This is a genomic window from Spirosoma sordidisoli, from assembly GCF_004138325.1.
GTDB lineage: Bacteria > Bacteroidota > Bacteroidia > Cytophagales > Spirosomataceae > Spirosoma > Spirosoma sordidisoli.
This window is the reverse complement of record NZ_SBLB01000003.1, coordinates 313,766-336,127: the sequence shown is the minus strand read 5'-3', so window position 1 is coordinate 336,127 and position 22,362 is coordinate 313,766. Positions and strand designations below refer to the sequence as shown.

At 54.8% G+C, this 22,362-nt stretch carries 17 protein-coding genes and 1 tRNA gene; 9 read left to right on the top strand and 9 right to left on the bottom strand.

Going from position 1 to position 22,362, the window contains the following annotated elements:
- Window positions 1-35 precede the first annotated feature (35 nt).
- From gltB to folP, 3 genes are all read right to left on the bottom strand, one after another.
- Window positions 36-4,622 (bottom strand): glutamate synthase large subunit, encoded by a 4,587-nt coding sequence (gene gltB / locus EQG79_RS13165; protein WP_077923552.1) that lies wholly within the window; start codon window positions 4,620-4,622, stop codon window positions 36-38.
- A gap of 608 nt (window positions 4,623-5,230) precedes the next feature.
- Window positions 5,231-5,306: transfer RNA gene (locus EQG79_RS13160), tRNA-Lys, on the bottom strand.
- 78 nt (window positions 5,307-5,384) lie between these two features.
- Window positions 5,385-6,242, bottom strand: a complete 858-nt coding sequence (folP, locus tag EQG79_RS13155; protein WP_077923553.1) for a dihydropteroate synthase — start codon at window positions 6,240-6,242, stop codon at window positions 5,385-5,387.
- 95 nt (window positions 6,243-6,337) lie between these two features.
- On the opposite strand from folP, the gene EQG79_RS13150 reads away from it, so the two are divergent.
- From EQG79_RS13150 to EQG79_RS13140, 3 genes are all read left to right on the top strand, one after another.
- Window positions 6,338-6,874, top strand: a complete 537-nt coding sequence (locus EQG79_RS13150) for a DUF1599 domain-containing protein (RefSeq protein ID WP_077923610.1) — start codon at window positions 6,338-6,340, stop codon at window positions 6,872-6,874.
- A 99-nt stretch (window positions 6,875-6,973) separates the two neighbouring features.
- Window positions 6,974-8,119 carry a BT_3928 family protein gene (locus tag EQG79_RS13145; RefSeq protein ID WP_077923554.1) on the top strand — a complete coding sequence of 382 codons (1,146 nt, stop codon included), beginning with the start codon at window positions 6,974-6,976 and terminating at the stop codon, window positions 8,117-8,119.
- 68 nt (window positions 8,120-8,187) lie between these two features.
- Window positions 8,188-8,694, top strand: coding sequence for a shikimate kinase (locus EQG79_RS13140; RefSeq protein WP_077923555.1), 507 nt, complete (start codon window positions 8,188-8,190; stop codon window positions 8,692-8,694).
- A 73-nt stretch (window positions 8,695-8,767) separates the two neighbouring features.
- On the opposite strand, the gene EQG79_RS13135 is transcribed toward EQG79_RS13140, so the two are convergent.
- Both EQG79_RS13135 and EQG79_RS13130 read right to left on the bottom strand, forming a co-directional pair.
- The gene (locus tag EQG79_RS13135) at window positions 8,768-10,315 is read right to left on the bottom strand and encodes a hypothetical protein (RefSeq protein WP_129601738.1); all 1,548 of its coding nucleotides are present in this window, start codon (window positions 10,313-10,315) and stop codon (window positions 8,768-8,770) included.
- Between the two features lie 139 nt (window positions 10,316-10,454).
- Window positions 10,455-11,786, bottom strand: a complete 1,332-nt coding sequence (locus tag EQG79_RS13130) for a hypothetical protein (protein ID WP_077923557.1) — start codon at window positions 11,784-11,786, stop codon at window positions 10,455-10,457.
- Between the two features lie 265 nt (window positions 11,787-12,051).
- Between EQG79_RS13130 and proS the strand changes: the two genes are divergently transcribed.
- The 3 genes from proS to EQG79_RS13115 all read left to right on the top strand — a co-directional run bounded on the left by proS (window position 12,052) and on the right by EQG79_RS13115 (window position 14,874).
- Window positions 12,052-13,524 carry a proline--tRNA ligase gene (proS, locus tag EQG79_RS13125; RefSeq protein WP_077923558.1) on the top strand — a complete coding sequence of 491 codons (1,473 nt, stop codon included), beginning with the start codon at window positions 12,052-12,054 and terminating at the stop codon, window positions 13,522-13,524.
- A gap of 189 nt (window positions 13,525-13,713) precedes the next feature.
- The gene (locus EQG79_RS13120) at window positions 13,714-14,361 is read left to right on the top strand and encodes a thioredoxin family protein (protein ID WP_077923559.1); all 648 of its coding nucleotides are present in this window, start codon (window positions 13,714-13,716) and stop codon (window positions 14,359-14,361) included.
- Between the two features lie 60 nt (window positions 14,362-14,421).
- A complete protein-coding gene (locus EQG79_RS13115) occupies window positions 14,422-14,874 on the top strand; it encodes an FKBP-type peptidyl-prolyl cis-trans isomerase (protein WP_077923560.1) in 453 nt (150 codons plus the stop codon).
- A 69-nt stretch (window positions 14,875-14,943) separates the two neighbouring features.
- On the opposite strand, the gene EQG79_RS13110 is transcribed toward EQG79_RS13115, so the two are convergent.
- Window positions 14,944-15,351 carry a hypothetical protein gene (locus tag EQG79_RS13110; RefSeq protein WP_077923561.1) on the bottom strand — a complete coding sequence of 136 codons (408 nt, stop codon included), beginning with the start codon at window positions 15,349-15,351 and terminating at the stop codon, window positions 14,944-14,946.
- The gene (locus tag EQG79_RS13105; protein ID WP_129601737.1) at window positions 15,332-16,237 is read right to left on the bottom strand and encodes a hypothetical protein; all 906 of its coding nucleotides are present in this window, start codon (window positions 16,235-16,237) and stop codon (window positions 15,332-15,334) included. The genes EQG79_RS13110 and EQG79_RS13105 overlap by 20 nt, the downstream gene beginning before the upstream one ends.
- Window positions 16,238-16,355: 118 nt before the next feature.
- Here EQG79_RS13105 and uvsE point away from each other — a divergent pair, with 118 nt between their 5' ends.
- Window positions 16,356-17,330, top strand: coding sequence for a UV DNA damage repair endonuclease UvsE (gene uvsE, locus EQG79_RS13100; protein WP_129601736.1), 975 nt, complete (start codon window positions 16,356-16,358; stop codon window positions 17,328-17,330).
- A gap of 166 nt (window positions 17,331-17,496) precedes the next feature.
- Here the strand turns inward: uvsE and EQG79_RS13095 are convergent, their stop codons facing one another.
- Window positions 17,497-18,099 (bottom strand): T9SS type A sorting domain-containing protein, encoded by a 603-nt coding sequence (locus EQG79_RS13095; RefSeq protein ID WP_129601735.1) that lies wholly within the window; start codon window positions 18,097-18,099, stop codon window positions 17,497-17,499.
- A 307-nt stretch (window positions 18,100-18,406) separates the two neighbouring features.
- Window positions 18,407-19,408: a bestrophin family protein gene (locus tag EQG79_RS13090; RefSeq protein ID WP_077923565.1), complete on the bottom strand. Its 1,002-nt coding sequence runs from the start codon at window positions 19,406-19,408 to the stop codon at window positions 18,407-18,409.
- Window positions 19,409-19,571: 163 nt separating this feature from the next.
- On the opposite strand from EQG79_RS13090, the gene EQG79_RS13085 reads away from it, so the two are divergent.
- Both EQG79_RS13085 and EQG79_RS13080 read left to right on the top strand, forming a co-directional pair.
- Window positions 19,572-20,381, top strand: a complete 810-nt coding sequence (locus EQG79_RS13085; protein ID WP_077923566.1) for an SDR family oxidoreductase — start codon at window positions 19,572-19,574, stop codon at window positions 20,379-20,381.
- Window positions 20,382-20,599: 218 nt separating this feature from the next.
- Window positions 20,600-22,303: a CTP synthase gene (locus EQG79_RS13080; protein WP_077923567.1), complete on the top strand. Its 1,704-nt coding sequence runs from the start codon at window positions 20,600-20,602 to the stop codon at window positions 22,301-22,303.
- The last annotated feature ends 59 nt before the right edge of the window (window positions 22,304-22,362 follow it).

The following is a 22,362-nucleotide window of genomic DNA, read 5'->3' as shown; positions in this document are numbered from 1 at the left end:
AGCCTGCTCCGTTTATAGCTGCGGGCAGGGGCTGCTTATCCCTGCGTCACGTCGACTGTGATATCCTGGTAAACAACGTTTTTGTCCCGAATCTGCTCGGCCAGTGAGATACCGCGGCCGGCGAGCGCCTGCCGGAAGTCGGACGGCATCACCTTCACAAACTGCCCGATCTGGTCGGTCCAGTTCTGAATCAGCGCCAGGGCTACGTTGCTGGTCGTATACTGGAAATGCTTATCGACAAACTCGCGTACTATGCTCTGATCTTCGTCGTTGAGCGGTTCCAGACTGACCATTTCGGGGTTGACTTTGCTGGCAAACGTGCCATCCTGGTCCCAGACATAGGCAACGCCCCCTGACATACCCGCTGCGAAGTTGCGGCCCGTCTGGCCCAGGATGATAGCCAGGCCACCGGTCATGTACTCCAGCCCGTGATCGCCAACGCCTTCTACCACCACTTTGGCCCCGGAGTTACGAACGCAGAACCGCTCGCCCGCCATGCCACGGATAAAGGCTTCGCCCGAGGTGGCGCCGTAGAACGACACGTTGCCGACAATGCTGTTCTCTTCGGGCTTGAACGTAGCGGCCCGGTCGGGATACACAATCAGCTGAGCGCCACAGAGTCCTTTGCCGAAATAGTCGTTGGCATCGCCTTCCAGCTCCAGTTTAATCCCGCTGGTGGCAAAGGCACCCAGGCTCTGGCCCGCCGTACCCCGCAGCTTTATATGAATGGTGCTTTCGGGTAGGCCAGGCCCGCCATACTGCTTGGAAATTTCGTTCGAGAGCATGGTGCCGATGCTCCGGTCAATGTTCTGTACCGGAAATTCAGCGTATACGGGCTCGGCCGACTCCAGCGCTGGTTTGGCTACGGCCATCAGCTTACGATCGAGAACGTCGTCGAGGTAATGGTTCTGCTCCTCCTGTTTGAAAAGCGCCACATCGAGGTTCGTCGGCTCTTTGTACAGCAGCGCGTCGAGATTGATGTGCTTGTATTTCCAGTGGGGGAGGTCGCTGCGTAGTTCGAGCATCTGCGCCTGACCAACCATTTCGTTCACCGTGCGGAAGCCCAGCTCAGCCATGATTTCCCGCAACTCCATAGCCAGGAAGGTGAACATGTTTACTACGTGTTCGGGCTTTCCGGTAAAGAGGGCCCGCAGCTCCTTATTCTGGGTCGCAACTCCTACCGGACAGGTATTCAGGTGGCATTTCCGCATCATGATGCAACCCGCCGTAACCAGAGCCGCGGTAGCTACGCCGAACTCTTCAGCGCCGAGCAGAGCTGCAATCGCCAGGTCCCGACCCGTACGCATCTGGCCGTCTGTCTGAACCGTGACGCGGCCGCGCAGTTTGTTTCGAACCAGGGTCTGGTGAGCTTCGGCCAGGCCAAGTTCCCAGGGCAAACCCGCATGCCGGATACTGGACAGGGGCGAAGCTCCCGTTCCGCCGTCGTGGCCCGAGATCAGAATATGGTCGGCATGGGCTTTGGCTACCCCGGCGGCAATGGTACCCACTCCGGCCTCTGACACCAGCTTGACGCTGATGCGGGCGGCCCGGTTGGCATTTTTCAGATCAGAAATCAGCTGAGCCAGATCTTCGATCGAATAAATATCGTGGTGGGGTGGGGGCGAAATGAGCCCGACGCCCGGCGTACTGTGGCGCGTGCGGCCAATCCAGTCGTCGACCTTAAAGCCAGGTAGCTGACCGCCTTCGCCCGGTTTGGCACCCTGCGCCATCTTGATCTGTAATTCCTGGGCGTTGGTCAGGTAGTAGCTCGTTACCCCAAACCGGCCCGAAGCCACCTGCTTGATGGCTGAGTTCATGCTGTCGCCATTGGCCAACGGGGTATAGCGCAGTTCGTCTTCGCCCCCCTCGCCGGAGTTGCTCTTGCCGCCGATGCGGTTCATGGCGATGGCCAGGGTGGTATGAGCTTCCCAGGAGATCGAACCGAAGGACATGGCACCGGTAGCAAACCGCTTGAAAATGGTCTCGATCGGCTCAACCTCGTCGATGGGAACGGGCGTCCCTTTTCTGAACTTCAACAGACCGCGCAGGGTAATGGCCTTCTGCGTCTGGTCGTCGATCAGCTTCGAGTACTTCTTGAATAATGTATAGTCGTTCCGTTGGGTCGACTGTTGCAGCAGGTGAATGGTATCCGGGTTGAAAATGTGTTTCTCCCCCCGTTGTTTCCATTGGTAGATACCGCCCACTTCCAGCCGCGGGTTGGCCACCGGAGCCGGCGGGTAGGCAATGCAGTGGCGAACCAGGATTTCGCGGGCAATTTCGTCCAGGCTCATGCCGCCAATGCGCGAAACGGTGCCGGTGAAGTAGCGGTTGACAACATCCTGGTTCAGTCCCAGACACTCGAAGATCATAGCGCCCTGGTACGACTGCAGGGTAGAGATGCCCATCTTCGAGAAGATCTTCAGCAACTCACCATTAACGGCTTTGATGTAATTCTTGTAGAGCTTATCCAGATCGTAATCGACTTGTAAAAGCCCTTTCTCTTTCATGCTGGCAATGGTCTCAAAAGCCATGTACGGGTTAACCCCTGATGCGCCGTACCCGATGAGGGTGGCCACGTGGTGGGTTTCCCAGACGTCGCCTGCTTCGACCAGTATACCGACCTTACCGCGAAGCCCCTGCCGGATCAGGTAATGGTGAATGGCCGAGGTAGCCAGTAGCGATGGGATCGGGGCGTGACTCGAGTCGATCGCGCGATCGGACAGCACAAGAATAGAATAACCATCCTGAATGGCGTCTTCGGCGTAGCGGCAGATGCGATCGAGGGCGCGCTCCAGCGATTTGCCCTGGCCATCGGCCGTAAACAGACAGTTGATGGTTTTGGCCTGGAATTTAGGCCGGTCAATGAACCGGAGTTTGTCAAATTCAGGGGTGGTCAGAACGGGCTGGTCCAGTTCGACCTGATGACAATGTTCGGGCGATTCGCTGAGCAGGTTGTAGGTGGCGCCAACAAACGAAATCAGCGACATGATTGCCCGCTCCCGGATCGAGTCGATCGGCGGGTTGGTCACCTGCGCAAACAACTGCTTGAAGTAGTGGCTCATATGCTGGCTCTGCTCCGAAAGAACGGCCAGCGGCACATCGGTGCCCATGGAGCCGAGCGCTTCCTTGCCCGTCTCGACCATCGGTGCCAGAATCATGCGCAGATCTTCGGAGGTGAAACCGAAGGCCTGCTGCATCCGCAGCAGCTTGGCCGGATCGTAGGGGTTGTACGACCGGATGGGCGCTTCCAGATCCGAAATCCTGATTTTGTTCTCGTTAAGCCACTGCTGGTAGGGCTGACGGGTACTGATCTGTTCCTTGATCTCTTCGTCGGCAACGATGCGGCCCTGCTCCATATCGACCAGGAACATCTTGCCGGGTTGCAGACGGCCTTTGCGAACCACTTTGGCCGGATCGATATCCAGTACACCCACCTCCGAGGCCATGATGACGACGTCTTCGTTGGTAACCCAGAAGCGGGACGGACGCAGCCCATTCCGGTCGAGAGTGGCTCCCACAATACGGCCATCGGTGAACGATATGGACGCGGGGCCATCCCAGGGCTCGATCAGCGCAGCGTGGTATTCGTAAAAAGCTTTACGGACGGGGTCCATGTGTTCGTTACCATCCCAGGCTTCCGGGATGAGCATCATCATGACATGGGGCAGGGAACGACCGCTCATGACGAGCAATTCGATCGCATTGTCGAGGTTAGCCGAGTCGGATTGCTTCGGATCGCAGATGGGCAACAGCATGTCCATCTCATCCTTGGTAAACTTGCTGGATTCGAGCAGACCCTCGGCGGCTTTCATCCAGTTTACGTTACCCCTAACCGTGTTGATTTCGCCATTGTGTGCAATGTAGCGGAATGGCTGGGCCAGCTTCCAGGACGGAAAGGTGTTGGTCGAAAAGCGCGAGTGGACTACACCCAGTGCCGATACCACATCCTCATTTTGAAGATCGGGGAAGTACGGTTCGAGCTGCAGGGTTGTCAGCTGCCCTTTATAGGTAATCGTTCGGCAGGACAGCGAGGAAAAATAGAAGGTATCGACTCCGGCTACCGTTTCGTTGATGATTCGGGTGCTGGCATTACGAAGAATGTATAGTTTACGCTCAAAATCGTCAGGATTGGTAATATCGGCCGGGCGTTTGATAAACACCTGTTCCATCTGCGGCTCGCAGGAGCGCGACCCATGGCCCAGGTCGCTGTTGTTGACCGGTACGACCCGGTAGCAGAGCAGTTCCAGCCCCAGGCGTTTCATTTTCCGGTTCAGTACCGCGCGGCATTCTTCACGCAGCCAGACATCTTTTGGGAAATACACCATCCCGACGCCGTACTCGAGTGCTGGCGGCAGATGAACGCCGAGTTTACGGGTTTCGTCGACGAAAAACTCGTGCGGGATCTGGATAAGCAACCCCGCCCCATCGCCGGAGTTGGGTTCTGAGCCAACAGCACCCCGGTGTTCCATACGCCGAAGCATCTGGAGCGCATCCGAAACAATCTGGTGCGATTTGCGGCCCTTGATATGGGCAACAAAGCCGATACCACAGTTGTCGTGTTCAAACTCAGAACGATAAAGGCCTGTATTGGCCTGCGTGGGTTGGTCAACCTGATCAGACATGGTCGTAACAGTGTTGGGGTTACTCGTCAGTTTTCTACCCTGTATTGCGACAGTTGCAAAAAACGACTGGATGTATTACGAAATTTGAAAAAACTAATGGATTTCGGCAGGTAAATAAATCAGGAGTTGACTACCGAAATGATGGGCGTTTGCGACAAAGTCATGCAATATAATACAAAAAATATTTGGCAAAAATCGCTTTTGGCGGAATTTGTTCGTGAATAGTCTCGATTGTGAATTTGATTATAATTGTTCTTGGAAAGTGAATAAATGACAGACAGCTTGTTGCAAACCGCTGAAATAAACACAACAACCAACCCGTGTAAAACTAAAAATATAGTAGTATTTAAATCGATACTTTGGCGTTATGCAGAGCATAATGCAGCTCTTTTTGCCGGTCTATCGTTCATGAAAACCAATTTATGCGATGTTGACCCGGTAAGATTGGGGAAGAACGAGTATAAGCGGAGTGCCGGCACCTGCCTCCGCTGCTGCGGTAAAACGGAAGGCAGGCAAAGGCGTGCGCAAGGCAGTACAGCCGCCTTGCCTGCTTGCTATGCTGATAAAGCACAAAAAAAAGCCGCTCATTCGAGCGGCTTTGCATTTTCTGGTGATCCGGCTGGGATTCGAACCCAGGACCCATACATTAAAAGTGTATTGCTCTACCAGCTGAGCTACCAGATCGTTTCCCGGCTGACAAGTGGTTGTTGTCGTTTGGGAATGCAAAAGTAGAGGTTTGATCTTGTAATCGCAAGAGGAGCACTAAAAAAAAGTTAGTGGCTGCGTCAATTTTATGGCCTCTACAGCTTCCTGGACATCATGAACCCGCAGAATCGAGGCTCCGCCGAGCAGGGCTGCGGTGTTCAGCACAGTAGTCCCGTTCAGCGCCTTATCGGCCGTCGTATTCAGCGTTTTCCATATCGTTGTCTTGCGCGACAAACCCACCAGCAGGGGCTCATCGAAATAATGAAAAGCGGTAAGCTCGCGTAACAACTCAAAATTTTGAGAAATTGTCTTGGCGAACCCAAATCCGGGGTCAATGACGATATCTTTGGCGCCCAGGGCCCGCAATTCGTTCAGCCGAAGAGCCAGTTCATCAATCACCTCAGTGACCAGGTTGGTGTAGTTGGATAGCGACTGCATAGTTTGCGGGGTTCCACGCATGTGCATCAGCACGTAAGGCACTCCCAGGTCGGCAACGGTACTGAACATGTCAGCATCCAGATTACCGCCCGACACATCGTTGACCATACAAGCCCCGGCTTCAACGGCCTGCCGCGCTACCGAAGCCCGGAACGTGTCAATAGAAATAAGGGCATTCGGAACATGGCGGAGAATCGTATCAATAGCGGGTAGAACCCGGTCGGCTTCTTCAGCAGGGCTAACATCGGCCGCACCGGGCCGGGTCGAATAGCCACCGATATCCAGAAACGTAGCGCCGGCCCGAAGCATGCTTTCGGCCCGCTCCAGCACCCCGTTGGGCTGTGTCGATTCGGGCGAGACGCGGCTCCCGGCGAAGAAGGAATCGGGGGTTACGTTCAGGATGCCCATCACCACGGGGGTGTCGAGGGAAACCAGCCTGCCCCGGCAGTTCAGCGTTTTTTTCGTAACTTTCGGCATCAAAATTGTCATTTGGCGTCATTGATGGTCATTTGTGGTCAGATCAGACTGCGCAGGTGATGACGACCGTTGACGATCTACGACTACAAATGACGATGTCAGAAACCGAAACTCAATATCGGCAGGTTATCCAGCGTTGCAAGGATCTCTTCCTGAAGAAAAATAAAGATTACGGCACTGCCTGGCGAATACTGCGGCTGCCCAGCATCACCGATCAGATCTACATCAAAGCCCAGCGGATTCGCACCCTGCAGGAAACCGGTATCAGCAAAGTAGGTGAGGGCATCGAGCCGGAATTTGTCGGGATTATCAACTACTGCGTCATGGCGCTCATCCAGCTCGCCCTGCAGAATGACAGCCGAACCGACCTGCCCACCGACGAACTCGAACATCATTACGACGAACAGATTGGCCGGGTTATTGATCTGCTCTTTGCCAAGAATCACGATTACGGCGAGGCCTGGCGCGACATGCGGGTCAGCTCGATGACAGACATCATCCTGATGAAACTGCTCCGAACCAAGCAAATAGAAGATAATCAGGGAAACACCCTGGTATCGGAAGGGGTTGATGCCAATTATATGGATATGATCAATTACGCCGTTTTCTGTTTAATCAAACTGACCCATTAAGACTGACCGACGAAGGGAGTCCGCAACCGGCCTTCTTTATTCAGAAGCCTGTTGGCCTCTTCCTTGTCGATATACCTTGTTCATCACCTGCTGCTTCGTATGAACCCCACTGCCACCCCGCCTAAACTGAAGACCGGTACCCCGCCTATGTTATGGGCAGCCCGGATTGCCCGCTTCCTGGTCGGTGCGATCTTTATTTTCTCCGGACTCATCAAACTCAACGACCCGGTTGGCACCCAGATCAAGTTTGAGGAATATTTCGAAGTCTTTGCCCAGGACGTGCCGCTACTGCATGACTTTTTCATGGCGCTGGTGCCGTTTACGCTGGCGATGTCGGTGTTGTTCTGCGCGGCCGAAATCATTCTTGGGGTTGCCCTGCTGGCTTCGTATAAGCCCAAGCTGACGACCTGGCTGCTGTTTTTCCTGATTGCCTTCTTTACATTCCTAACTTTCTATTCGGCCTATTTTAATCGGGTAACCGACTGCGGTTGTTTCGGGGATGCGATCAAACTAAAACCCTGGACCTCGTTCGGGAAAGATGTGGTCCTGACCATACTGATCCTGTTTATCATCGGCCACCGGAATCGGATCAAGCCACGAAAAACAGGCTGGCTGGTCGCACTTACTACCCTGCTGACTCTGGGACTGGGGATTTACGCCATTCAGTTCTTGCCACCCCTCGATCTGCTGCCGTATGCCGTCGGTAAAAGCATTCCAGCTCAGATGAAGCCGTCGGAGCCGCTACGGTACCGGTACATCATGGAAAAAGAAGGCAAAACGGCCGAATTTGACCAATACCCTACCGATCCGAGCTACAAATTCAAAGAAATGGTGCTGGTGAATGAAAACGCCAAGCCCAAAATCACCGACTATCGGGTCTGGAACGACGAGGGTGACTTTACGCAGCAGACATTTGAGGGGAACCGGTTGTTCGTCATCGTGAAGAATACGAACGACATTGACGCCGGTAGCATCCCGGCCATTCGGTCGCTGGTAGAAGGGCTGAAAGGGTCGGGGGTTACGCCCGCGCTGCTGACGTCGGTGAGCGACGGGGAGATCAACGCTTTCCTGAATGAATACCAGCTGACAGGTTTACCCTATTACAAAGTAGATGGCACCGTGCTGAAAACAATCATGCGGTCGAACCCCGGCACCTGGCTCCTCAAAGACGGCGTGGTTCGCGGCAAATGGCACTTCAACACCACCCCCGACGCAGCCGTTGTTAAGCAGTTAGTGAATGGGTGAATGAGTGATTGAGTGAAACCTTCGGTACTACCACTCAATCACCCATTCACTCATTGTCATCCTGAGACATGAAGAATATTTTCCTGATTGGTATGCCATCGTCGGGCAAGAGTACGGTGGGGAAGCGTATGGCCGATGCGTTGCGCTGTCGTTTCGTCGACACCGATAAAATGATTGTTCGGGAGGAGGGCCGGTCAATTGCTGACATTTTTGCAACCGATGGCGAAGCGTACTTTCGGGAGGCTGAACGGCGGGTATTGCGCACCATCCGCCCGGGGCAGAGCCTGGTTGTGTCGACGGGGGGCGGTATGCCCTGCTTTCACGATAATATGGCGTATATCAACGCTACTGGTTTGTCTGTGTTTCTGGATGTGCCCGTAGAGACGCTGGTACGGCGGATGCTGGCCCATAACACCGATGACCGGCCATTGTATCGCTCCAACGATCCCGAGCTGCTGGCAACCCTGCAGCAGCGTTATCAGGATCGGCTGCCCTTTTACCGGCAGGCCACGCTCACTGTGCCCGGCGAGACCACGGCCGAAAAAGTATTGCTGCAGGTGGGAGCCTGGCTGTAAGCAAACTTTTCCGGGCCTAAAAAAGGAGTCAGACCAGATCTGACTCCTTTTTTTAGTACTCGTGCGAAACGGATTAGAAGAACGTGCCGACCGATAAGGTCACGTTGGTATTGTTGTTCGTAATCTGGGCGGAACCGTAATCGGCTGAGTTGGGCAGGGTATAGGGGGTGAAGGCCGACTTGAAGGTGTTGTAAGTGCCCGAAACATCGGCAAAGAAACGCTCGTTGCGAAGACCCACGCCACCCGAGAGCAGCAGCCGGCTCCGGTCGATGTTGTCCAGCCGGGAGATGTACGGATCAGGTAGGTAAGCGGCCCCACCCCGAATCCGGAACTGACCCGCGCGGAACTCTGCTCCGCCCCGGAAGTTAATCACATTCTGATAGGTGGTCTGTACCGAGTTGCGTACATCGTTCCGGAAATCGCTGTTGGCCTGCGCATTGCTGTTGTTAGTCGTGTTGGCGCGAATGCCACCGTAGCCGACGTATTCGGCCGATGCGGTCAGGAAACCAATCTTACCTTTCCCCAAAAACACCGTCGCTCCACCCGACGCCCGGAATGGCGAAGTAATGCTATAGTTGAAATCATTGGGATATACATCGACCGCATTGCCGATCAACGGCAGAGCCGGGTCGCGGGCTACCACGCTCAGGCCCTGGTTGAACGTTTCCCGGATGCTCATGAACGTAGGGGTAGCTACGGTAGCTCCCAGTTGCAGCTCGGGAGTCAGTTTATAGATAGCCCCTACCGATAGGTTGAAGCCATTACCCCGAACTGTTAGCCGATCCCGCTGGGAATAGTTATCAAACGTTTGACCATTTACGATGAACTCCGTCAGCACATTCTCCGAGTTGTACCGCACGCTCGACAGGCCGACGTTAACGCCCAGGTAGAGTTTATCGTCCAGGTTACCGGCATAGGCGAACGTCCACTGCGACTGCGACCCGGTTGACTCGAAGGTGTTGCGTTGATCGCGGGGACGGTTGGCATCGAACCGGGAGAATGGAGCACCGCTGTCATTCTGGCCAATCGGGCTGCCATTGACCAGGAATAACTGGTAGGCAGCTGCCAGCAGGTCGGTGGCCTGATTCGTGTTCGGATCATACTCGGCGTCGATCTGGCTACCCGTAACATTGCGGGCGTTGGCATCCAGAATAATAGGATCTACGAAGGAAGAGCGGTTATTACGCCCCTGAAACGTAAATCGGTTGAAGTAATTGATATTCTGGTGGTACCCTACGCCAAACGTTGTCCGGCGCCACCGCCGGTTACCGTTGTCGCCCCCGGCAAAAATCAACCCCAGCTGACCCACCGAAAACTTGGCTCCATTTTCGGACAGGGAACTGCCCAGAAACGACGCCTGGCTGCTGTTTAGGTTGAGCGTTGGGCTGATGCTGATCTCGGAGCGGTTGTAGAATCCCAGGCCGGCCGGGTTGCCAAACAAAGAGCTGGCATCGCCACCGAGGGCGGCCTGGTTGCCACCTAATCCGCGAAAACGGGCAGTACCGGTCTGCTGAATCTCGGAGAAGCGAAAGGCCTCTCCGGAATAGATATCGCCGGTCTGGCCAAAGGAGGCTCCTGCGCCGAGGAGCATTCCTGAGAGTAGTAAGAGCTTATTCTTCATGGAAGTGGTTGTCGTGAATCCGTTTTTTGCCCTTTGACAGGGGTCGCCCGGCAATGTTTAACGGTAGTACTGCTAATAACGAAAAAACCCGCCGTTTGTCGCAAACGGCGGGTTTTTTTATGGGTAAACGAAGCGGTTGTTAGCGTGGGCCGCGCGAACCGCCACCACCACCGCCGGAGTATCCACCGCCACCGCTGCTGCTACCGCCCCGCGAACCTCCGCTGTAGGAGGGAGCAGGAGCTGAATAGCTGGGTTGGCTTGGCTGGCTGTAGGTACGTGACTGATTCTGATAGCTCGGCGCGCTATACGTGCGCTGTGGCTGGCTTGGCTGGCTGTAGCTGCTGCGGCCACTGCTGTAGCTGCCCGAACCCGAACTGCTGGGGGGCGTATAGCTACCCCGGCTGTTCTGACGGGGGGCTGCATAGTAGTCACTGCTCGACCCGCTACCGCTATACGAAGGCGTAGGCCGGTTGCTATAGGTCGGCGTTGTCGTGCTGCTGGCCCGGCCACCGCTGACCGACGAGCCGTTGTCGTAGTAGTAGGCGCCCCGGCTGTTACGACGCGGAGCGGCATAGGTACCCGAACCGGTGTTGTTGCTGTATACTGGACTGCTGCCCGAGCCACTGTAGCTACCCGACCGACCGCCGTTGTTGGCATTAGCCGAGCGCGGGGTGTTTACGAAGCCGTTGTTGTACCGACCCGATGAGCCGCCTGTACGGGCACCGTAGGTCCGGTTGACGCGGTACGGATCTGCGCCGACCACGGTTACGTTGTTGACGTACACCGGACGACCCCATCCACCGCCCCAGCCTCCTCCGTAGAAGGAGTTGAAACCACCGAAACCATACGGGCTGAAGAACGGATCGTAGAAGCCGCCACCGTAACCGAAGGGCGAGTAGAACGGGCTGTACGCCATCGAACTGCCCCAGAACGGATCGTAAAAGCCGCCGTAGCCAAACCGGTTGAAGCCCCAGGGCGAATAGCCGAAAGCGCCGACACCCAACCCGATGTTGAAGCCGTTAAAGAAGCCCATGTTGTTGAAGCCCCAGCGATTCCAGCTCAGAGCTGACGTTTGCGCTGCGTTGTAGCCATTGACAAAGCCGGAGTTATAGGCGTTCGTGCCGCTGTCGTTCCAGCCCGGATCCGGCGAAAGACCCCGATTCAATTTGCGGGTGCTCAGCTCCGAGTAATACTCGTCCGCATTGGCATTGTAGCCCTGCTGTTCGTCGTTGAGGGCGTAGTCCGGATTGTCGTTGCGGCCCAACCGCTGTTGCCGCTGCTGCCGACTGGGGCGTTGCGCTACCGACGACGCGTCGGACGAATTGTCGGCGTACACTACTGCGTTGGCAGAATTGCCGTACAAGTCATCCACTTCGCCGGTGTTCTGGGCTGTCTGGCGGCTGGATGAACAGCTCCAGAAACCCATCAGCACGGCCAGCGTGAGATAGCTGTATATGCGTTGTTTGTTCATTTGGCAAGGGAATTTTCGTAGTAAAACCTGTCGGACCAACCGCCGTATGCACATAACACGGATGTGGATCGTTTGATTACAAAAATAGGATAAAAACCTATCTTTGCAACTTTTCATTCATTAGATTCTAATTAGAATCGAAGGGTTTAAACCGTATTCAAAAAAAGTATTAAGGTTTCGGTACGGGTCTTCGATCAGCAGCGTTCAGCCACCCGGTTCTGAACAGCGGTTGGTCGAGAATCGGCGGCCGAAATCCCCTCCCGTCATGGCAAAAGCAATTCCTTCCCGTAGTGAGAATTATTCCGAGTGGTACAATGAACTGATCAAGAAGGCCGATCTGGCCGAAAACTCAGCCGTACGGGGCTGTATGGTGATCAAACCCTATGGCTTTTCCATCTGGGAAAAAATGCAGCGGGCGCTGGATGATATGTTCAAGGAAACCGGCCACCAGAATGCATACTTCCCGTTGTTCATCCCAAAGTCCTACCTGAGCAAAGAAGCCAGTCACGTTGAAGGGTTCGCCAAAGAATGCGCGGTGGTGACCCACTACCGGCTGAAGAACGCTGAAGACGGCTCGGGCGTAATCGTCGATCCGGAGGCAAAACTGGAAGAGGAACTGATCGTACGGCCCACCTCGGAAACGGTCATCTGGAGTACCTACAAAAACTGGATCCAGAGTTACCGGGATCTGCCCCTGCTCATCAACCAGTGGGCCAATGTCGTGCGGTGGGAAATGCGCACGCGGATCTTTCTGCGCACGTCCGAATTTCTCTGGCAGGAAGGGCACACTGCCCACGCCACTGCCGACGAAGCCCAGGCCGAAACCCATCAGATGCTTGAGGTATATGCCCGGTTTGCTGAAGAGTGGATGGCAATGCCGGTGGTGAAAGGACATAAAACCCCAAACGAGCGATTTGCCGGCGCCGAAGACACCCTGTGTATCGAGGCTATGATGCAGGATGGCAAAGCCCTGCAGGCGGGCACCTCGCACTTCCTGGGGCAGAACTTTGCCAAGGCCTTCGACGTGCAGTTCCTGAGCAAACAGAATCAGCTGGATTATGTGTGGGGTACGTCATGGGGGGTGTCGACCCGCCTGATGGGGGCCCTGATCATGGCCCATTCCGATGACGACGGCCTGGTTCTGCCGCCCAAACTCGCGCCCATTCAGGTAGTTATTGTGCCGATCTATCGCAACGACGAGCAGCTGGACGCCCTGTCGGCCAAGCTGAAACCGCTGGTTGCTGAGCTGCGTAAGGCGGGCATATCGGTCAAATACGACGACTCAGATGCCAACAAGCCCGGCTGGAAATTTGCCGAGTATGAACTCCGTGGCGTACCGATTCGGTTGGCCATGGGTGGCCGCGATCTGGAAAACGGAACCATAGAAATGGCTCGCCGGGATCTTAAAACCAAGGAAACAGTTCCCTTCGAAGGACTGACCGAACGCATTCAGGCGCTGCTGGAGGATATTCAGCAGACGATCTACAACAAAGCCAGCCGCTTCCGGCAGGAAAACACCTTCCGGGTCGATACGTTTGCTGACTTTCAGGAGCAAATTGAGAAAGGTGGCTTTATCCTGGCGCACTGGGATGGCACATCGGAGACCGAGGAAGCCATCAAGGAGGCTACCAAAGCCACGATTCGCTGTATTCCCTTCGATCAGGAAGCTGAAGAAGGCGTATGTATCTTCTCCGGCAAACCATCGGCCGGCCGGGTCGTGTTTGCCCGCGCGTACTAACAAACAGCCCGTTAGCGGTTTGTCTGCATGGGTCGGTGGCTGTCGGTCGCCGGCCCATGCTGCGTTTTTGAACGGCTCGCAGCCACTGCCAAGGCCAGGAGGACTCCCGTCGATTGTTGACCCCATCGATAATCCTGAACGAAACCAGGTCACCCGGCTGTTGCTGTGGAAAACACATCCGTTGATCATATGCAAATCGCTTCTCCGCTCATTACGTCCGAACTGATCGCGTCAGCACTGACGTATGAGCAGTATGTCCAGCTTTCGACCGACCTGTTTGCCCAGGGGCTAACCACCTCCGATGACCCGCACTACAACACCCCCGAAATCCTCGGCTATACCAAGCTGAATCTGCACCGCATGAGTCGCCTGAACAGACTGACGGTGGTGTCCGATGATCTGAAAAACGCGTTGGCCCAGCTTTCCGAACCGTGGATATGGCTGGTCCTGACCGAGTCATGGTGTGGGGATGCCGCTCAACTGATTCCCGTACTACACCGGATCGCGGGGGAGACAGATCGGATACGTCTTCGGTTTCTGTTGCGGGATAAAAACCCCGGCCTGATGAATGATTACCTGACCAACGGGGGGCGCTCGATTCCCAAGTTGATCTGCCTGCGCGAAATACCAATCACCCGGCCCGCGTACGAAGAAATTGGTACCTGGGGGCCACGGCCAGCCGGACTCCAGGCCCGTATGCAAACCTGGAAAACCGAGCAGTTACCCCTTTCAGAAGCCGTTGAGCGGGCCCAGCGGTGGTATAACGAAGACCATACTCAATCTACCCAGGCTGAACTTTTGGCCGCCATAACGAGTTGGTCAAAAATTAGCGTATAGCTAACGGCTTGCCGGAAGTTTCGGTAGGTTTGCGGCTGCTTTTACAAAACCAACCCAATTATGGCACAAGCAAAATCCGGCGACACCGTTCAGGTGCATTATACCGGCACCCTGACCGATGGTACGATTTTCGATTCGTCGGCCGGCCGCACCCCCCTTGAATTTACGGTCGGTAGCGGCCAGGTCATCAAAGGCTTCGATGATGGCGTGGCGGGCATGAGCCAGGGCGAAAAGAAAACCATCAATATCCCGGTGGAAGACGCCTACGGCCCGGCCAATGAAGACATGATTTTTACGCTGAATCGCTCCGATATTCCCGATGATATCCCGCTCGAGTTAGGCATGACCCTGAATATGCACGAAGACGGTAATCCACGTCCCATTCCTGTTATCGTACGCGATTTGACGGATACCAGTGTGACGCTTGATGCGAACCACCCGCTGGCAGGCCAGGATCTCGTATTCGAGGTTGAACTGGTCGGGGTGAAATCGGCTTCGGGTCTGATTCTGTAACGCGTCAGTACCAGTGGCAGCGGCCTGTTACCGGAGTTCTTTGATCTCCGGTAACAGGCCGCTTCGTTGTCAGGTCGTTTCTTCGCTCATGCTCAACAGATCGCCCAGCTCGCGCAGGGCCGTCTGGATGCCCCGCAGATTGGCCCGGGCAATGTAGGAGGCCAAAGCCACCGTAATGGCCCCAATGTTCAGGGCAATGGTCAGGTTACGAATACGCTTCAGGCTGTCCTGTGCATCGGTGGTAGCCTGCTGAATGCGGGCAATCAGCTCAGCAGCGTCCCGAAAAGCCGGGCGAACGGCCAGGGTCTGCAAATCCTGAGCCCGGTTTAATAAACTACTTTGATAGGCGTTCAGATCCAGGTGTTGCTCGACCGTCAGGTCGGGCCAGTGGCTAACCTGAAACTCGTTCAACGACCGGGCCAGGCTCCGGTATCCGTTGGCGAGCTCGACGATTTGTTCAGGGGACAAGTCTTCCATAAACGGGCCTAAGTTGCTCTAGATCAGTATGAAGTTGTTGGAGAGTGGCAACGTAACCACCCAGGCTTGAGACGAGGTCTTTCCGGGTCAGGTGGTTACGACTGGCGTAAAGTTGGTCATAGCCGGCCCGGATGGTGCTGAGCGTTTTCACGTGCGTTTGAACGGCCTGCCTGTTGAGCTCGGTCTCCTGGCTGGTGCGTAGCCATTGCTGAGCGAGTTCACGCTTCTGGGTATACGACAGGGCCGGGTCCCGAATCAGTCCGTTCTTATACGTGTTATACTGCTGCTCCCGACTGATGGCCACGACATCGGCCAGTCGCTCGTGGGCGAAGATCAGTACGCCGAGTACCTGCCTGACATCCGGATAGCTTTGATTCAGCAGGGCTTTGAGGGTACGTTGCCGGTAGCCACTCGTGGCCAGGGTGCCGACTACCGACAGCACCCGGTTAAACGCAACGGTTTCTTCGGGGGTTAGTTTGACCACCGATCCCTGCATGAACGCATCGAATGAAGCCGATTTCAGCTGAACCGGTTTAAACGAACTGCCCGTGGCCGATAAAGCCGCTATTCCCTTGAAATAGTTGACCAGCAACGTTGTTCCGGCCAGCATCAGACTATCGGCCCGGCGGTACGACGCCAGCGAGTCGCGACCGACCTCACTGTCAAAATCGAGTCCGATAACAGGAATCCGGTTGAATGGATGTCGACTGAGCGAATCGGTCAGGGTTCGGTACCGGTAGATTCGTTCAAACGTTACGGGCAGGGCAGGACTGGGTTGCAGACCCGCCTGGGTGGCCGTGCTGAACGTGTTTACTGATTTTATGTTCAGGCAACTCGTTAGCAGCAATGCACACGATCCTACCCAGAAAGGGTATAGTTTTTTCATCGGAATAGACTCCGTTAGGTTGGAAAAATAAGCGGTTGTAACCGAATGTGGGCAGGTTTTCGGGACTTTTGAACGAACGGTCAGTAAACCAGGATGCCTCTGTTCCGGTTTTACCCTTATGATCGATTCATCACCTACTGTTGGTTACGCCTGTATCAACCTCAATTTACAGGCTAACAAAATCATGACCAACCGGGGCATGATCAAAAAAACGTTCCAGAGCCGCGGCCTGGCCTATGCCTCGGAACTGGCTCTGAAAAACGTACAGGACCTGCTTACAATCGTTGACTGGAACCTGGAGCACGGATTTCGGCTGTTTCGGGTGTCGTCGGATCTGTTTCCCTGGGCCTCGGAATATAAGATTGCCGAGTTACCCGACTTCATGGAGATTCGGGCCACGCTGGAAGAGATTGGTAGTCGCCCCATTCGGCTAACGGTACATCCCGGGCCGTTTAATCATCTTGCGGGGCAGGGAAGCGTGCTGACCAACACGATCAAGGACCTGGAATACCATGCCGATGTATTCGACCTGATGGGACTGACGCCATCGCACTGGAACAAAATCAACATTCACCTGGGCGGCACCTACGGCGATAAAATGGCCACTATAAATCGGTTTTGCGCCAATTTCAACCGCCTGTCAGAAAACCTGCGTGCCCGGCTAACGGTCGAGAATGACGATCGCCCCAGTCTGTACTCGGTTCGGGATCTGGTGCCGGTTCATGAGCGGATCGGAACCCCCATCGTCTTCGATTATTTTCACCACTCACTTCACCCCGACGGACTCACCGAGCAGGAAGCCTTCCTGATGGCCTACGATACCTGGGATGTTCGGCCGGTGGTTCATTATTCCAACTCGCGCCGGGATTACGAAGACCCTAAAGCCCGCGCCGAAGCGCATGCGGACTGGCTCTACACGCCCGCCAATACGTACGGTCGCGAAGTCGATATCGTATTCGAGTCTAAAATGAAAGAACTCTCTATTATGCGGCTGCGTGGCGACGAACCCGACCTGACTCCCCAACTCGAACGGCTCATCAACCAGCAGAAAAAGAAGGACCCCGAGAATCCGCCGGCCGAAGTGGTAGGATGATCGGGACGCTCACAGTGGGAAAGTGACGCCAAAAAAATCCCGCTGCTCTCGGGAGAAAGCAGCGGGAGGTTCTGGTAGTGGGTGAGCCGTCCTGTCCGAAAAGACGGCTCATCAAGTCGTGAAATGGTACTGGGAAACTAGATACTGGATGACTCGCTGAAACGAACTAGCGAACGTCGATCCGCGAGGTAAACTGCTTTTGATCAGGACCTACCACAAACGTGTACGAACCGGCGGGCAGTGACGACAGGTCGAACCGACGAACCGACCCTTTGAACGTATCGGTATATACCGGGTTGCTCTGCGCATCGTAGATGACTACGTTGGCGTGATCGACGTTTGTAGCCGGCAGGCTTACTTCTATTTTATTTTTCTCGTACGCCGTCAGGGTTGGCTGCGTGAGCTGCTGCAGGTTGCGCTCGTCGATGGTCAGCGAATTTCCTTTGATGGTCAGCGCCTGCGACATCCACCAGGCGTTGTTGCCGGCCGTGATGTAGTACTGTCCATCGGGAAGGCTGTTGAGGTTAAACGACGTCATGGCCTGTTTCTGGCCTTTCGTTTCACCGCGGTAAAGCACGTTGCCGTCGGCGTCGATGATAGCGACATCTACGGGCAGACTTGCCTGTGTATACAAACGAACTTTTTTGCTTTCGGACTTCACGACTTTCACCCCACTAACTCCCGAACCTGTGTCAGCTTTTGCACCTCCCATGCCAGCCAGACTCCATACTGATAGCAGTACAGCAATTGATAAACGGAACTGTTTCATTGTGGTTTGAAATTTGGTTTTACCGTGACAAAGGTGTGGCTGTCAGGCGGCTAAATGCAAGTGTCGAACCCGTTAGAAAGTCCTGTTTTTCAAAGATTCATCTTAAAAGTCAATTCGTTATAAACAGAATAGTGCAATTATCGGAAAAGTACAACAAGTCCCTATAAATGGCATGTGAGTTGTATTTTTCCAATAATTTGAAAAGATTGGACTTCGCCGTTACCGCACGCTATTTTTCATGGTAAGAATCCAATTTTATAAAAATGATGATAAACCGGAACCTGTGCTGCAGTCCGTCGGGGGGGCCTTACATCAGGATATTATTGACGGCCTGAACCCGTTTCGGGAGTTCGGTTTCACCCAGCATGTCGCGCAGATCGATCTCGATATTGCGGCATATGGCAGTCATGGGTATATCATTAATGCTGTTTTCGAAAGGGTTCTCGCTGGTATCTCCCACAATCTCCATGGTATTGAAAATCCAGGCGATGACGGTGAAGAAGGGTACGGTCAGCCAGATGTGCCAGCCGCTGAATTTGGCCATTTCGCTGAGCAGGCCGTAGGGGAGGACCAGAATAAACAGCCAGGTGAAGAGGTAGCTGAAGAACGCATACTGCCTGGGAAACGGAAACGACTTAATCCGTTCGCAGGCACCCTGCTGGTTGTAAAATTCAACCAGCATCCGCTCCAGATCGACGTGGTAGAAATCGCTCAGGTAACCCCGATCGCGCAGGTCGCGCAGTTGAGCCGACTGCTGCCGAAGCAGGTAAGTGGCCGGGTTGGGGTGTTTGATAATGGCCTCAACTTCATCGTCGGACAGGAATCGGCTCAGTTCCTTATCCAGGCTGCATTGTTTGAACTCTTTGATGCGCTCAATGACCTCATGAGCCGGGTCGTGATGAAGATCCCAGACGGGTTTTTGCCGCAGCTGTACCCGAATAGCGGTCAGGTAAGCCAAATGCCTATATACCAGGTCGCGATGGGCCAGGCGGGGTAGTGGGTCATCGGCATCGGCCGCTGTTACGTAGTCGAGCACCATGATACCCCAGGAGCGGCTCGCGTTGGTCAGGCTTCCCCAAATCCGGCGAGCCTCCCACAGACGGTCGTACGACGAATTGTTCTTGAAGCCGACGTAAAAGGCAACGGCCGTACCGATGGTCGCTACGGGTACAAACGGAATGGCCAGAAACGTGCAGTCAGCAAAGGTGTAGAGGGTGCAGATCAGCGTTGAATAAACAAAAAACAGCAAGACGGCGCGCCAGGCGAACGGAAACACGATGGCGAATGGAACACGTTTTGTAGTGAACATGGGCAGAAGGAGGTCCTGAATTGTAAGAAAGCGATACGTAGACAGAGGCCAGCGTGGCTGATAAAGAACCGCTTTGGCGCTTAATTACAATAATCGGAGCCAAACGGATCGAAAACAAAATCTGTCCGATTGTCTTACTAAGAATATAACAAGCTGGTAAAGTATGCAGGACGTATTAAAAGGACAGATTGCTGTCGTTACAGGAGCAAGCAGCGGCATCGGAACGGGAGTGGCCAAATCCCTGGCGCAGGCCGGCGCTACGGTTGTTGTCAACTATTCATCATCGAAAAGCCAGCTGGCCGCCCAGGCGGTGCTGGACGAAATTACCAGTGCCGGGGGCAGCGGTATGATCGCCCAGTGTGACGTCAGTAAAGAAGCCGAGGTAGAGGCTATGTTCGCGGAGGTCATCGCGCGATATGGTACGGTCGACATCCTGGTCAACAACGCCGGTCTGCAGCGGGATGCCGCCTTTCACGAGCTTACCCTGGAGCAGTGGAATACCGTAATCGACGTGAACCTGACGGGGCAGTTCCTGTGTGCCCGCGCGGCCATCCGGGAGTTTCTGCGTCGCGGTCCCCGGCCGGAGGTATCGGCCGCAACGGGAAAAATCATCTGTATGAGCTCGGTGCACGAGCTGATTCCCTGGGCCGGTCATGTCAACTATGCCGCATCGAAAGGAGCCATTAAGATGTTGATGCAGTCGCTGGCGCAGGAATACGGCGACCGCCAGATTCGGGTGAACAGCATCTGCCCGGGGGCCATACAGACCCCCATCAATCGCGATGCCTGGTCTACTCCGCAGGCGTACAACTCCCTGATGGGGCTTATTCCGTATAACCGGATTGGGCAACCGCAGGATATCGGTAATCTGGCCGTTTTTCTGGCTTCGGATCTGTCAGATTACATTACGGGAGCCAGTATTTTCATTGATGGAGGCATGACCGTATTTGAAAGTTTTGCCTCGGGTGGCTAGGCAAAGCCCGTAAACGTAACCCGACGAAGGGGGTTGTTGGGCCGATCGGGAAAACCAGCCGCGGATGCCGTAGAATAAATAAAAAAAAGTGGGTGGGGCCAGTAACTGAACACCAACCGCTTACGACGTCTCCCCGATTTTTTTCCGGTTGTGATCCACCCAATCCCCCTTTTTTGTCGTACCTTTATATCCCGTAACGACCAAACAAGGTTTCAATCATGGCGGCTACGGGACCCAAATCCGCAAAATATATTTTCGTCACAGGCGGGGTGACGTCATCGCTCGGCAAGGGCATTATTGCTTCTTCACTTGCCAAACTGCTGCAATCGCGCGGGCTTACAGTAACCATCCAGAAGTTCGATCCGTATATCAATATTGATCCGGGTACGCTTAATCCGTACGAACATGGAGAATGCTACGTAACCGACGACGGGGCTGAAACGGACCTCGACCTCGGCCACTACGAGCGGTTCCTGAACCGACCCACGTCGCAGGCCAACAACATCACCACCGGCCGGATCTACAACAACGTGATCACCCGCGAACGCCGGGGCGATTTTCTGGGTAAGACTGTGCAGGTCGTTCCCCACATCACCGACGAAATCAAGCGCAACATCCGGTTGCTGGGCGACACGGGCGAGTACGACATCATCATCACCGAAATTGGCGGCTGCGTGGGCGATATTGAGTCGCTACCGTTCGTGGAGGCCGTTCGCCAGCTGAAGTTCGAGTTGGGTGAGCACGATACGCTCGTTATTCACCTGACGCTGGTGCCGTATCTGCAGTCGGCGGGCGAGCTAAAGACCAAACCGACCCAGCATTCGGTCCGGATGCTGCTCGAGAATGGGGTTCAGCCTGACATCATCGTCTGCCGTACGGAGCACCCGCTGCCGCAGGACATCCGGCGGAAGATTGCGCTCTTCTGTAACGTACAGGTCAATTCGGTCATTGAAGCCATCGACGCCGAGACGATTTACGACGTCCCCCTGCTGATGCAGAAAGAACGGCTCGACCAGCGGGCGCTCTACATGCTCGATCTGTATAACGACAAAGATGCGGATCTGGATGCCTGGAAGAGTTTTCTGGGGCGGCTCAAGAACCCCGGCGACGAAGTTCGGATCGGTCTGGTGGGGAAGTACATCGAGCTGAAAGACGCCTATAAATCAATCGCCGAATCCTTCATTCATGCCGGTGCGCAGAACGAATGCAAGGTAAAGCTGGAGTGGATTCAGTCAGAAACCCTGGTCGATGAACACCACTGCGCCGACGCGCTGCGCGAGCTGGATGCGGTGCTGGTAGCCCCCGGCTTTGGCGAGCGCGGTATCGAAGGCAAGATCAATGCCGTTCGTTACGTACGGGAAAACGGGATTCCGTTCCTAGGTATATGCCTGGGTATGCAGATGGCCGTTATCGAGTATGCCCGCAACGTAATGGGTCTGGAAGACGCGCATTCTACGGAGATGGAGCCGCATACGGCCACCCCGGTTATCAGCATGATGGCCGAGCAGAAAGAAATTACCGACAAAGGCGGTACCATGCGGCTGGGGGCTTACACCTGTAAGCTCAAGCGCGATTCGCTGGCCCACCAGATTTACGGAAAAACCCAGATCAGCGAACGGCATCGGCATCGGTACGAGTTCAACAACGATTATCTGGATCAGTTTGAACGGGCCGGGCTGCGGCCAACGGGTATCAACCCGGATACGGGGCTGGTCGAAATTGTTGAACTGGCCAGTCATCCGTGGTTCGTTGGGGTTCAGTTTCACCCCGAGTTAAAAAGTACGGTCATGAATCCGCACCCGCTGTTTGTCCATTTTGTACGGGCCGCCCTGACCTACAGTCAGCAAAAACGTACCGCTGGTACGGCCGATTCTACCGCTGCTGAATCGAGGGCTGTAGAAACCGTCGACGCGGTTGATTAAGCGGGTAGATTGGCGTATTTTTGCGCAAAATAGTTTTTGGTTTGTGGTTTACAGTTGGC

What these genes read in the sequence shown, in the direction of transcription:
- EQG79_RS13150 (WP_077923610.1), top strand. Translation starts at nt 6,338, where the DNA reads ATGTCAGAAACCGAAACTCAATATCGGCAGGTTATCCAGCGTTGCAAG.
- EQG79_RS13095 (WP_129601735.1), bottom strand. Translation starts at nt 18,099, where the DNA reads ATGAAACAGTTCCGTTTATCAATTGCTGTACTGCTATCAGTATGGAGT.
- EQG79_RS13140 (WP_077923555.1), top strand. Translation starts at nt 8,188, where the DNA reads ATGAAGAATATTTTCCTGATTGGTATGCCATCGTCGGGCAAGAGTACG.
- folP (WP_077923553.1), bottom strand. Translation starts at nt 6,242, where the DNA reads ATGCCGAAAGTTACGAAAAAAACGCTGAACTGCCGGGGCAGGCTGGTT.
- EQG79_RS13105 (WP_129601737.1), bottom strand. Translation starts at nt 16,237, where the DNA reads ATGAAAAAACTATACCCTTTCTGGGTAGGATCGTGTGCATTGCTGCTA.
- EQG79_RS13080 (WP_077923567.1), top strand. Translation starts at nt 20,600, where the DNA reads ATGGCGGCTACGGGACCCAAATCCGCAAAATATATTTTCGTCACAGGC.
- proS (WP_077923558.1), top strand. Translation starts at nt 12,052, where the DNA reads ATGGCAAAAGCAATTCCTTCCCGTAGTGAGAATTATTCCGAGTGGTAC.
- EQG79_RS13135 (WP_129601738.1), bottom strand. Translation starts at nt 10,315, where the DNA reads ATGAAGAATAAGCTCTTACTACTCTCAGGAATGCTCCTCGGCGCAGGA.
- gltB (WP_077923552.1), bottom strand. Translation starts at nt 4,622, where the DNA reads ATGTCTGATCAGGTTGACCAACCCACGCAGGCCAATACAGGCCTTTAT.
- EQG79_RS13130 (WP_077923557.1), bottom strand. Translation starts at nt 11,786, where the DNA reads ATGAACAAACAACGCATATACAGCTATCTCACGCTGGCCGTGCTGATG.
- uvsE (WP_129601736.1), top strand. Translation starts at nt 16,356, where the DNA reads ATGATCGATTCATCACCTACTGTTGGTTACGCCTGTATCAACCTCAAT.
- EQG79_RS13085 (WP_077923566.1), top strand. Translation starts at nt 19,572, where the DNA reads ATGCAGGACGTATTAAAAGGACAGATTGCTGTCGTTACAGGAGCAAGC.
- EQG79_RS13115 (WP_077923560.1), top strand. Translation starts at nt 14,422, where the DNA reads ATGGCACAAGCAAAATCCGGCGACACCGTTCAGGTGCATTATACCGGC.
- EQG79_RS13120 (WP_077923559.1), top strand. Translation starts at nt 13,714, where the DNA reads ATGCAAATCGCTTCTCCGCTCATTACGTCCGAACTGATCGCGTCAGCA.
- EQG79_RS13090 (WP_077923565.1), bottom strand. Translation starts at nt 19,408, where the DNA reads ATGTTCACTACAAAACGTGTTCCATTCGCCATCGTGTTTCCGTTCGCC.
- EQG79_RS13110 (WP_077923561.1), bottom strand. Translation starts at nt 15,351, where the DNA reads ATGGAAGACTTGTCCCCTGAACAAATCGTCGAGCTCGCCAACGGATAC.
- EQG79_RS13145 (WP_077923554.1), top strand. Translation starts at nt 6,974, where the DNA reads ATGAACCCCACTGCCACCCCGCCTAAACTGAAGACCGGTACCCCGCCT.